The 12,049-nt window shown below is 34.9% G+C and carries 8 protein-coding genes and 1 pseudogene (1 of these 9 cut by a window edge); 2 read left to right on the forward strand and 7 right to left on the reverse strand.

What is annotated here, in order from left to right; genetic code table 11:
• The 3 genes and pseudogenes from GKR88_06665 to gltB form a co-directional block, all read right to left on the reverse strand.
• Positions 1-626, reverse strand: the start of a protein-coding gene (locus tag GKR88_06665; GenBank protein ID QMU64005.1) for a phosphoenolpyruvate carboxylase. It extends 1,957 nt beyond the left edge of the window; 626 of the gene's 2,583 nt are visible here — the first part of the coding sequence; its start codon is at positions 624-626; the stop codon falls past the left edge of the window.
• Positions 627-697: 71 nt separating this feature from the next.
• Positions 698-2,155, reverse strand: a complete 1,458-nt coding sequence (gene gltD / locus GKR88_06670) for a glutamate synthase small subunit (GenBank protein QMU64006.1) — start codon at positions 2,153-2,155, stop codon at positions 698-700.
• 10 nt (positions 2,156-2,165) lie between these two features.
• Positions 2,166-6,375 (reverse strand): annotated as a pseudogene (gene gltB, locus GKR88_06675) (glutamate synthase large subunit).
• A 315-nt stretch (positions 6,376-6,690) separates the two neighbouring features.
• On the opposite strand from gltB, the gene GKR88_06680 reads away from it, so the two are divergent.
• On the forward strand, positions 6,691-7,686 hold the full coding sequence (locus GKR88_06680; protein QMU64007.1) for a transposase: 996 nt from the start codon (positions 6,691-6,693) through the stop codon (positions 7,684-7,686).
• A gap of 18 nt (positions 7,687-7,704) precedes the next feature.
• On the opposite strand, the gene GKR88_06685 is transcribed toward GKR88_06680, so the two are convergent.
• From GKR88_06685 to GKR88_06700, 4 genes are all read right to left on the reverse strand, one after another.
• Positions 7,705-8,010 carry a hypothetical protein gene (locus tag GKR88_06685; GenBank protein QMU64008.1) on the reverse strand — a complete coding sequence of 102 codons (306 nt, stop codon included), beginning with the start codon at positions 8,008-8,010 and terminating at the stop codon, positions 7,705-7,707.
• 426 nt (positions 8,011-8,436) lie between these two features.
• Positions 8,437-9,675: an ammonium transporter gene (gene amt, locus GKR88_06690; GenBank protein ID QMU64009.1), complete on the reverse strand. Its 1,239-nt coding sequence runs from the start codon at positions 9,673-9,675 to the stop codon at positions 8,437-8,439.
• Between the two features lie 20 nt (positions 9,676-9,695).
• Complete coding sequence (locus tag GKR88_06695) at positions 9,696-10,034, reverse strand: transcriptional regulator (protein QMU64010.1); 339 nt, start codon at positions 10,032-10,034, stop codon at positions 9,696-9,698.
• A 20-nt stretch (positions 10,035-10,054) separates the two neighbouring features.
• Positions 10,055-11,086 (reverse strand): outer membrane beta-barrel protein, encoded by a 1,032-nt coding sequence (locus GKR88_06700; GenBank protein QMU66658.1) that lies wholly within the window; start codon positions 11,084-11,086, stop codon positions 10,055-10,057.
• Between the two features lie 414 nt (positions 11,087-11,500).
• Between GKR88_06700 and GKR88_06705 the strand changes: the two genes are divergently transcribed.
• On the forward strand, positions 11,501-12,040 hold the full coding sequence (locus tag GKR88_06705; GenBank protein ID QMU64011.1) for a hypothetical protein: 540 nt from the start codon (positions 11,501-11,503) through the stop codon (positions 12,038-12,040).
• Positions 12,041-12,049 lie beyond the last annotated feature (9 nt).

Raw genomic sequence — 12,049 nt, forward strand, 5'->3', positions numbered from 1 at the left:
ACATTTTCCAGATACCATATGAGGTTTACAGCTTCATCATACGGAGTTGGTTTTTTGTGTTTGAAAAAAGGTGTTTTCCCCAATTGTGCCATCAAACCGGTTATTGTCTGAAGATCATTTTCTTTAATAGCTGTGGCTAAATCGGTTATAATGCCTAAAACCGATCCCGGGTAAAATTGAGTAGGATGTGCTGTTAATACAATACGAACTTTAAATTCTTCCAAGTATTTTTTTAGGTCGTCTAATTTGTTATTAGAAATTGCAGATTCTTTTAAAGCTCTTAACGTCCCTATACCGTCCATATTATTTATCAGGGAAAAAGCGACGTCTTCAATAGCATCAAATAATACAATTTGTCTTTCTATATATTGAATAAATCGAAATAATAAATTAATTTGACTTTTTTTATCGCGTCTTGCCTGATATTTCTTAAAAAATGTATTGACGATTGTTGTCGGGTCATCACCATTTTGAAACCCTTTTTCACATGTTTCATGAAACAATGGCAATAAGGCTCCGGTTTTGGTAATGCTACTAAATGGTAATGTCATAAATATACTGTTGTACATTTTATATTTAGTTTCTACATTTTCTTGAAATCGTACTAATTTTGGTAATGTTGACATTAATTGTGTTTTATGTCTGAAAATTATAAAAAGGTTTTTATATTATTGAACTTATTCATTCATGATAAGAGTTACACAGAAGGTAAATCTCCATTATTCTTAGTAGGTAAATAGGATTTTCCCATCAAATAGATATCCACATTCCTTGCGGCTTCCCTTCCTTCGGAAATAGCCCAAACTATTAATGATTGCCCTCTTCGCATATCCCCTGCAGTAAAAATACAAGGAATATTTGTTTGATATTTTGTTGCCTGATAGTTAGTTCTATTATCCAAATGAACACCCAATTGATCACTTAAAGTAGTTTCCGGTCCGGTAAATCCTAATGCTAAAAGCGCTATTTCACATGGCCAAATCTTCTCTGAATTCGGAACCTCCACAAATTGAGATTTTTTATCGGGACCGGTTTCCCATGCTACATTAACTGTTTTTAATGCAATTATTTCTCCTTCATCATTACTAATGAATTCTTTTGTATTGATCAACCAATTTCTATCACAGCCTTCTTCGTGAGAGGTGCTTGTTTTTAATTGCAATGGCCAAAACGGCCAGGGAGTTTGTTGACTTCTCGATATGGGTGGTTTGGGCATAATTTCAAAGTTAGTAACTGATTTTGCTCCTTGCCTGTTGGAAGTTCCGACACAATCAGACCCCGTATCTCCACCGCCGATTACAATTACGTTTTTATCTTTTGTAGAGATGAATTCACCTTTTATGGATTTATTAGACAATAGCTTGGTTTGTTGGGTTAAAAAGTCCATAGCTTGGACAACTCCTTTGGAATTGATACCTTTAATAGGTAACGACCTTGGTTTTGTTGCACCTCCACATAAAACAATGGCATCAAAATAATTTAGGTTTTTAATATCATAATTTTCGCCTACATGAACATTGATTTTAAAAATAATGCCTTCTTCTTTTAAGATTTTTATCCTTCTATCTATAATTTCTTTTTCCAGTTTAAAATTAGGGATACCATATCGCAATAACCCTCCAATCTCATCATCTCTCTCAAAAACAGTAACAATATGTCCGGCTCTGTTTAGCTGTTGTGCAGCGGCTAATCCGGCAGGTCCCGAACCAATAACGGCTACTGTTTTACCGGTTCTGATTTTAGGAGGTTGGGCAACAATCCATTTATTTTTAAAAGCTGTTTCAACAATATTTTTTTCTATATTTTCTATAGATACCGGATCGTCAATGATTCCTAACACACATGCTTTTTCACATGGGGCGGGGCATAATCTACCTGTAAATTCCGGAAAATTATTGGTAGCATGTAATATTTCCGAGGCTTTTTTCCATTCGCCTTTATGAACCATATTATTGAAATCCGGAATTAAATTTCCTAACGGGCAGCCACTGTGGCAAAATGGAATCCCACAATCCATGCATCTGGATCCCTGATTTTTTAATGACTGTTCTTCCAATGGAATTGTAAATTCTTTATAATGTTGTATTCTTTCTTTTACGGCAATATTACTTTCATCTATTCTTTGAAACTCTTTAAAACCTCCTATTTTTCCCATGAGATAAAACTTATGCAGTTAATTTTTTTACCTTAACATTGTCTTCTGCCATTCTTTGTAAGGCTCTCTTATAATCTTTTGGGAATACTTTGATAAAGTTTTTCTTACGTGTTTCCCAATTTTCGATGATTTTCTTTGCTAAAAAACTACCGGTATATTCCAGATGTTTTTCAATATGGTTTTTTAAATCTTCAAAATCATCTGTAGATAGTGGATCCAAATCTACCATTTCGGGATTACATAATTCAGATTCGAAGCTCTTTTTTGGGTTGTATATATATGCAATTCCTCCACTCATTCCCGCAGCGAAATTTCTTCCTGTCTCACCCAGAACTATCACTTTTCCTCCTGTCATGTATTCGCACCCGTGATCTCCAACACCTTCTACTACAGCTGTAATCCCGGAATTACGAACAGCGAATCGTTCGCCGGCAATTCCATTAATATAAGCTTCACCGGCAACTGCTCCATAAAAACATACATTGCCGACAATGATGTTATCTTCTGCTTTGAAGGTAGCTTCATCCGGTTTTTTGATAATGATTTTTGCTCCTGACAACCCTTTTCCTAAATAATCATTGGTTTCTCCTACTACTTTCAGAGTAATTCCTTTAGTAGAAAATGCGCCGAAACTTTGACCGGCAGAACCTTTAAAATATAGATTCAATGTGTTTTCAGGGAGACCGTCTTCTCCGTACAGCTTTGAAATTTCATTACTGATAATTGCTCCCAAAGCTCTGTCTGTATTGTGGATTTGGTATTCTAAAGTCATTTTCTTTTTGTTGATAATAGCTGCCTTTGCATCGCTGAGGATCTTGAAATCCAACACATTTTCCAGGTTGTGATTTTGTATTTCCGAATTTGATAAAATGACATCGTCTTTTATTTCCGGTTGATGTAAAACGGATATAAGGTCAATCCCCTTAGCTTTATAATGTACTATGGCAGGATTTATATTGATCTTATGGGATTGAGCTACCATTTCTTTAACAGTTCTAAAGCCTAACTGCGCCATGATCTGTCTCAATTCTTCTGCAACGAAATACATAAAATTGATTACATGTTCTGGTGTTCCTTTAAAGTTCTTACGTAGTTCCGGGTCTTGTGTTGCAATTCCAACAGGGCAGGTATTCAAATGACAAGCTCTCATCATAATACAACCCGAAGCAACTAACGGTGCCGTAGCGAATCCAAATTCTTCAGCTCCTAATAAACATGCGATGGCAACATCTCTTCCTGTTTTTAACTGGCCGTCACACTCCAGTACAACTCTACTTCTCAGGTTATTTAAAACCAGGGTTTGTTGCGCTTCTGCCAGACCAAGTTCCCATGGCAAACCGGCATGCTTTAGAGAGGTGAGGGGAGAAGCTCCCGTACCTCCGTCAAAACCGTATATTAAGATGACATCGGCTTTCGCTTTTGCAACACCCGCAGCAATAGTACCTACTCCTACTTTGGAGACTAATTTTACATTGATCCTTGCTGCTCTATTGGCATTTTTCAGATCAAAGATTAATTGAGCCAGATCTTCAATAGAATAAATATCATGATGGGGGGGAGGGGAGATCAATCCTACATAGGGAGTGGAATTTCTGACTTGGGCAATCCATGGGAATACTTTTTCTCCCGGCAATTGTCCTCCTTCTCCGGGTTTGGCCCCTTGAGCCATTTTTATTTGAATTTCTTTGGCATTGGTCAGATAATTACTCGTAACTCCAAACCTGCCGGAGGCTACTTGTTTGATGGCACTATTTTTCCAATCACCATTTACTTCTTTTTTGAACCGGTTTTTATTTTCACCTCCTTCTCCGGAATTGCTTTTCCCGCCAATTTTATTCATCGCCAGAGCAAGGTTTTCATGCGCTTCCTCGCTAATGGAACCATAAGACATTGCGCCTGTTTTAAATCGTTTTACAATTGCTGTCCAAGGTTCAACTTCATCAATAGAGATGGGGTCTAAATTGTTAAATTCAAATAAACCTCTCAAGGTCATTAAATTTTTTGCTTGGTTATTGATATTTTCAGCATATTCGTAATAGATCTCACTGCTTTTGCTTCGGACGGCTTGTTGTAATTTGGCAACAGTAGCGGGATTAAACATGTGTTTTTCTCCATTTCTTCTCCATCGGTATTCTCCGCCAATATGTAAATCCAAAACAGATTTAAATTCTTCTTTTTTAAAGGCTTCATCAAACCTTTTTTGGATGTCCTTATCTAAAACCACCAACCCAATACCACCTATCCTGGAAGGGGTATTTGGAAAATATTTATCGATAAAAGCTTTCTTTAAACCAAGGGCTTCAAATATTTGAGAAGCTCTGTAAGAATGTAAAGTGGAGATACCAATTTTATTCATGATTTTTAAGATTCCTTTTCCAATCGCTTTATTAAAGTTTTGGATGGCTGTATCTTCGTCAATACCTTTGATCATTTTTTCTTTTACCTGGTGTGCAATCACCTCATTTACCAAATAAGGATTAACAGCACTTGCTCCGTAGCCAAATAGTGTAGCAAAATGATGTGGTTCTCTGGGCTCTGCCGATTCTAAAACAATACCGAATTTTGATCTCTTTTTTAATTTATTCAGGGAATGATTGACATAGGAACAAGCCTGTAAAACAGGTATTGGTGCATTTTCCTTATCAATATTTCTATCAGACAGAATGATAATATTTGCCCCTTCATTCACTGCTTTTTCACAACGAACAATCATGTTATCTAAAGCTTCTTCCAATCCGTTAACCCCTTTGGAAATAGGGTATAAAATAGGAATGGTTATCGATTTAAAATCAGAGTGCTCAATATTTTTGATTTTGTCCAAATCAGCGTTGGAAATTACAGGGTTTTGAATGCGGAGTTTTTTTGCTTGTTCTGGAACGATGTCAAAAATGTTTCGATCTCCTCCTATGGCTAGACTGATATCTGTAATAATTTCTTCTCTGATGCCATCTAGTGGAGGATTGGTAACCTGGGCAAATAGTTGTTTAAAGTAATTGAACAATAATTGCGGATGATCGGACAATACGGCTAAGGGTGTGTCAATGCCCATAGCACCAATAGCCTCTTTCCCTGATATGGCCATTGGATTGATAATGGTAGAAATATCTTCCATGGTATATCCAAAAACTCTGAGTCTCGTTGTATACCGGGTAGGTTCTATTGGGCGCATATTTCCGGTATAAGGCACTTTTGACAGGGGTAATGTATGTTCTGCAATCCATTTTTTATAGGGGTGCTTCGATACAATTTTTGTTTTAATTTCTTCGTTTTCTACAATTCTGCCTTCATTCATGTCTACTAAAAACATTTTTCCCGGTTCCAATCTGCCATGTTTTTCAACATTTTCTGAGGATACTTCAACAACACCAATTTCCGAAGACATAATCACAAATCCGTCTTTAGTAACAGTATATCTTGAGGGCCTGAGACCATTTCTGTCTAACAGAGCACCAATATAAATTTCCATCTGTAAAAGGAATGGAAGCCGGGCCGTCCCAAGGTTCCATAATGCACGAATTATACTCATAGAATGCTTTTTTATCTTCACTCATGGTTTGGTGCTTTTCCCAGGCTTCGGGAACCGTCATCATCATTACTTCAGGGAGTGACCTACCTGTCATTACTAATAATTCTACGACTAAATCCATAGAAGCAGAATCTGACATGTTATCACCGATGACGGGGAAAATCTTTTTGATATCTTCACCGAACAAATCACTTTTCATCAACTCTTCCCGGGCTTTCATCCTGTTTACATTTCCTCTCAGGGTATTGATTTCTCCATTATGACACATATATCGGAACGGTTGCGCCAAGCTCCAGGACGGAAATGTATTGGTTGAAAAACGCTGGTGTACCAAAGCTAATCTGGTTATTACATCTTTTTCTTTTAAATCTTTGTAATACCTGCCAATATCTTCGGGAATTAAAAGCCCTTTATAAATCAGTGTGGTGGTAGAAAAACTGGGGATGTAAAAATAATTGCTTTGAGAAAGTTTGGATTTTGAGATAATGTGCTCGGCAATTTTTCTCGCTGCAAAAATTTTTGCATTGAATTGTAAATCAGATAACGTTGTATTATTTTTATCTACAAAAACCTGTTTGATTTTAGGTTCTGATTTGGAAGCTATTTTTCCAATGCTTGAAGTATCTACAGGTACATCTCTCCACCCAATGATATGTAAGCCTTGATTTGTTATTTCTTTTTCTAAAACGGAAATACAATAATTGCCCTGATTAGAGCTCTTCCTTTAGATTAGCAAATAGAAATAATTACTTAAAATAAAAACATAATAGTTATGATGAAATTTCTTTTTTTGCTTCTTTTTTTCTTTGTTAATAACTCTTATTTTGTTGATAACCAAAAACACAAAAGAACGGAGTGAACTTTAGCGGCCAGCTAGCTTTTTAGAGCCATCCCCCGTATTAGTCTCCGTTCTTTTTAAAAGTTACTTAGAACCATATAGAATTTCAGTTTCTGCCCTTATTAAAGGTCTTAGTTTAAGTAACTATTATTAATATCTAATTACAAAATTATGAAAACAAATGAAATTATCGGAATCGATGTCAGTAAATTATTAATTGATGTTTGTATCTATTCTAAACAAATTGTTCAACAGTTTGAGAACAGTAAATCTGGATTTAAATTAATGCTAAAGTGGAGTTTTAAAAATTCGTCTTTCTCTAAAGAAGAAACCATGTTTGTATTTGAACATACAGGAATGTACTCTCATTTATTATCTGTGTCTTTAACTGAACAAAAATTATCTTTTTTCATAGCTTCTGGTTTAGAAATTAAAAGATCTATTGGTATTGCTCGTGGAAAGGATGACCAAATTGATGCCAAACGCATTGCTCTATATGGGTATCGATTAAAAGAAGAACTTAAACCCAGTAAGCTACCTAAAAGAAGTATATTACAACTAAAAAGTCTCTTATCTTTAAGGACAAAACTTAACAAACAAAGAGCTGGTTTTAAAGTTACTTTGAAAGAACAAAAAAGAATTTATAAAGCAAAAGAGTATAAAATAATCTTTGACGTTCAACAAAAAATGATTGCAGAACTAACCAAACAAATACACAAGATTAATACTCAAATGCAAGCTATTATTGACCAAAATATAATGTTAAAAGAAACCTATAAACTTGTTACTAGTGTTAAAGGTATAGGAATGCAAACTGCTATAATGATGATTGTGTTTACTGACAATTTTTCAAAATTTGAAAACTGGAGAAAGTTTGCCTCTTATTGTGGTGTTGCTCCTTTTCCTTACCAATCTGGAACTAGTATTAAAGGACGTACAAAAGTCTCTCATTTGGCTAATAAAAAATTGAAAGCAATTATTAATATGTGCGCTATTTCTGCTATACAACATAACCCAGAAATGAAATTATACTATCATAAAAGAATAAAACAAGGCAAAAGTAAAATGAGTACCGTTAACATTATTAGAAACAAATTAATAGCAAGAGTGTTTGCCGTTGTCAAACGACAAACACCCTATGTAGATACTTTTAAATTTGCTGCATAAATTAGTAAAAATAATATCTCAACTTTTACTTGTTTTTATCATAGAATACGGGAGGAATACCATTCCAACACCATATTCGTTCACTTCAGGAATGGTAAAGTTGCACACCCGTTTAAAAAACAGATGAGGGATATCAATTAAAATCCCGGCACCGTCACCGGTTCTTCCATCAGAGCTCACGGCTCCGCGATGCTCTAATTTCACTAATATTTCCAGTGCATTGTGAATAATTGTATTTGACTTTTTTCCATGTAAATTACAGATAAACCCTGCGCCACAGTTGTCTCTTTCAAATTCCGGTAAATATAAACCTTGTTGTTTCATGGTGTTTTAACAATATAGCAACAAAAATACAATTTTTGAAGAAATAATTTAATAAAATAACAATAATATTACAATAAATTCATTAAAAATCGATTATTGTTAAATAAAATTGAAATATCGTAATTTAATTAAAAAATATTGTCATATACTCAGTTTTGAATATATAAATTTAGATTATCCGTTATGATGCCTAATGGAGCTTAAAGTTGAAAAGTTCCAAGTTGATATTCAATAAATTGAAAAATTAAAAGATTAAAGGAGCTTCAAAATTTTCTTGTGATTCTTCCCGGCTACCTAAACGGATATTCAAAAATAAATTCACATAATTATAGAACTATGCGAATTTATTTTTAAGATAATGAACTCATTTAAAGAGACCTTTGCAAAATATGGAATATATCCCTATTTTGCAAAGGCCTCTTAAACTTAATGTTCGTTTAATCTAAAATCCGGATAGGTTTTCATACCGTGTTCATGATTGTCCAGGCCTTCGAGTTCTTCTATTTCACTCACTCGGATTCCTATGCTGATTTTTAAGAGATAAATGATAATAAAAGAAGTTATAATGCAAAAAAAAGCGTAGCTGCCTACTCCGATAAGTTGGCTTACAAATTGAGACCATCCTGCTTTTGATCCTAAAAACCCTACGGCTAAAGTTCCCCAAATTCCACAAACCAGATGAACGGCGATAGCCCCTACCGGATCATCTAATTTCAATCTGTCAATAAAAAATACGGCAAAGACAATGATAGTGCCCGCAACTGCACCAATAATGATGGCATCTGTTGGAGACATGAGGTCGGCTCCGGCAGTAATTCCTACCAATCCTCCTAAAATACCATTGAGGAACATGGCTAAATCAAAGTTCTTATGCAAAACCGTTGAAATAATGAATGAAACTATTCCGCCTGCAGCAGCGGCTAAACAAGTAGTTACAAGAGTAATAGAGGTCGCCCCGGGTTCTGCAGACAGGACAGAACCACCGTTGAATCCAAACCAGCCGAGCCATAAGATCAAAACACCTGCGGTTGCCAGAGAGATATTATGGCCTGGAATTGCCTGTGGCTTTCCATTTTTGATTTTTCCAATTCTTGCTCCTAATAGCCAAACAGCAATCAAAGCTGCCCACCCTCCAACTGAGTGTACTAGTGTAGAACCTGCAAAATCATAAAAAGGAGTGTCTAACGTTTGTAAAAAACCACCACCCCATTTCCAGGAACCTACAATAGGGTATACAAAACCAACATAAACAATGGTAAAAATCATAAAAGGAACCAATTTCATTCGTTCGGCAACCGCTCCGGATACAATAGTTGCTGCTGTTGCAGCAAACATACCCTGAAATAAAAAATCCGTCCAGTAAGTATAACCTTCATTATAAGTTAAATCCAAAGTTCCATTGGTAATAGGTGCGTCTAATCCAAATCCGGCAAAACCAAAAAATCCAAGAGCGTTTTCGGTAAATCCGGGATACATCAGATTAAACCCTACCAAGCAATATAACAATAGACCAACAGTGATGATAAAAATATTTTTAAATAAAATATTGATCGTGTTTTTTTGTCTTGTTAAACCAATTTCCAAAAATGCAAAACCCAAATGCATAAAGAAAACCAGTGCTGTACAGATCATCATCCATACATTATTTGTAGTAAGTAATTCCATGTGTTGTATTTATAATAATATTAGTTTAATGTATCTCCTCCTTTTTCTCCCGTTCTGATTCGGTAAGATTCTTTGATCTCTGACACGAAAATTTTTCCATCCCCTACTTCACCTGTGGAGCCGGCAGATAGAATGGCCTTGATGGCTACTTCTTCAAAAGAATCATTCACTACGATAGACAGATATCTGCGCTGGATATCACTGGTACTATAACTGACACCTCGATACACATGTCCTTCTTTTTCATTTCCCAAGCCGGTAACATCCCAATAAGAGAAGAAGTTTACACCCACCTCATGCAAAGCTTCTTTTACGGCTCGAAATTTTGATTTTCGAATAATTGCTTCTATTTTTTTCATTGTAATAAAATTTGATTGGTTTAAAATTTATAAACTGCCGCTACTAAAAATGAACTTAAATTACTTTTAGGAGATCCGTTACTATCCATAAAAAAATTGTCAGAACCTGAATCCAGGCGCAATTCGGGAATGATAGTTAGGTTATCTATTTTATAATTTGCAGTTAATGTTACCGCAAATACACTGGAATCGGCAATTCCTGTTCCTATAGCTCCAAAAACACCGGATTCTTTAAAATATTCTGTTCTTAACCCGATAGAGAGTTTTTCACTTGTCGTATATTGAGGGTATAAAGTTCCTCCGGTAAAACCAACTCCGTCATTATCAAAATAGGCAGCATTGATTCCTAAGAAAAACTTCTCAGTTATATTGAACCCTCCCGTATAATCTATTTCAAAGGCTCGGTTATCTGCAATCACATTTAAAAACTGATCGGCATATCCCAATTGTGCACCAATGGTGTAATTACCCGTAGGATTAAATTCGGTAGCATCTGTTGGGTTCATGACAGCCAGTAGAAGCGTTGTCTTTTCAGAAAGCGTAATATCGGCTTTTAACCCTGTATGGCTAAAAGGTCCATAAGAAAACAAATAGGATGTACTATAATTAAAATTCCCTGTCGGAGAGATTACTTCATATCCTAGAAAAGTATTAAAATTACCTAACGTTAATTTTACAGATTTACTAACATTCCAGTAAGCATATAATTGATTGACTATATTAGAACTTCCTCCCGGCCTCAAAGACGGCGAGTTAAAAACAGCATCTTCACCTCTTGGCCCAAAAACCAAATCAGCCACAAAGCCTACTTTTTCACCTTGGTAAGTTGCAATTACATTTGCCATGCCTAAAGCAAAACCCGAAAGGTTGGCAAAAGATGAGCGCGGAGCTACTGCATTTTGCCCGTTGGGTGCGTTGAAATTTGATCTAAAATAGGCATCTGCACTACCGCTTAATGAAAACTTTTTTTCTTCTTCCTTCTTCTCCTGAGAGAAAATACTAAAATTAACGAAAAATACTAAAATGATAACGGTACATTTGATTCTAAACATCATATTTATTTTAAAGGTTTAAAGGGTGCGAATTTTTGATAAAAATCTGTGAAAACCAAATGGTTACTGGGCTGAACGCTTTCGAAAACGTTTTCTAAACAAAGTAGTGTCTCAAAAAAACGGGGTTAAAAATCAGAAAAGTATAATTTGAATCTTTTAAAGATATTGAGAATAAGGATATCAAATTTTAGTTTGATAAAAATTATTGTATTCGTAAAAATAATGTTTTAATGAAAAAAATTATCAACATATTGTTTAAAATAATGAATTTTATTCAAAAAAATAATAAAAAAGTTATTTAAAATTCAATATAATAAAATTTAGTCTTTTTAAAAATTCTAAAAGGAGTAGTTTTGAACTTGAAGGTGAATTTGAAATCTTCATAGAGAAATTAGATAAATTGAAAGCGAACATATGAAATGGGCATATAGTTATTTGGTAGAAATTCAATTTTTGGGGTTTCGTTTTCATGGATGGCAAAAACAAACAAACTCGATGTCTTTGCATGAAATGATGGATAAAATGTTGGGTTTTGTCTTAGGAAAAGGAATATTTAAAAGCCTGGGAATGGGAAGAACAGATGCGAAAGTTTCTGCTAATAGGTACTATTTTCAGTTATTTTTGAACGAAACTATCAACGAAGAATTATTTTTAAAAGCATTCAATAAAAATGCTTCTCAAGATTTAAAGGCTGTTAAAATTTCAATAGTTTCTACAGATTTTAATATCATTCAATCTGCAAAAATAAAGGAATACCATTATTACTTTTCTTTTGGAACAAAGAACCATCCGTATTCCGCGCCTTTTTTAGTAGGCGTTTTGGATGATTTAGATATTGAAGCTACTTTTAGTGCTATCCGAAGACAAAGCACCTTTGGTTGGGATAGCTCCGGGCTCAGGGCTGCATGTCTACGATGTTGTTTTGAGAACGTAATTTTTGAACCTGGAGGGTAATAAACCCTT

The organism is Flavobacteriaceae bacterium (assembly GCA_014075215.1).
Taxonomy (GTDB): Bacteria; Bacteroidota; Bacteroidia; order Flavobacteriales; family Flavobacteriaceae; genus Polaribacter.

What these genes read in the sequence shown, in the direction of transcription:
- amt (QMU64009.1), bottom strand. Translation starts at nt 9,675, where the DNA reads ATGGAATTACTTACTACAAATAATGTATGGATGATGATCTGTACAGCA.
- GKR88_06705 (QMU64011.1), top strand. Translation starts at nt 11,501, where the DNA reads ATGAAATGGGCATATAGTTATTTGGTAGAAATTCAATTTTTGGGGTTT.
- GKR88_06695 (QMU64010.1), bottom strand. Translation starts at nt 10,034, where the DNA reads ATGAAAAAAATAGAAGCAATTATTCGAAAATCAAAATTTCGAGCCGTA.
- GKR88_06700 (QMU66658.1), bottom strand. Translation starts at nt 11,086, where the DNA reads ATGTTTAGAATCAAATGTACCGTTATCATTTTAGTATTTTTCGTTAAT.
- GKR88_06680 (QMU64007.1), top strand. Translation starts at nt 6,691, where the DNA reads ATGAAAACAAATGAAATTATCGGAATCGATGTCAGTAAATTATTAATT.
- GKR88_06685 (QMU64008.1), bottom strand. Translation starts at nt 8,010, where the DNA reads ATGAAACAACAAGGTTTATATTTACCGGAATTTGAAAGAGACAACTGT.
- gltD (QMU64006.1), bottom strand. Translation starts at nt 2,155, where the DNA reads ATGGGAAAAATAGGAGGTTTTAAAGAGTTTCAAAGAATAGATGAAAGT.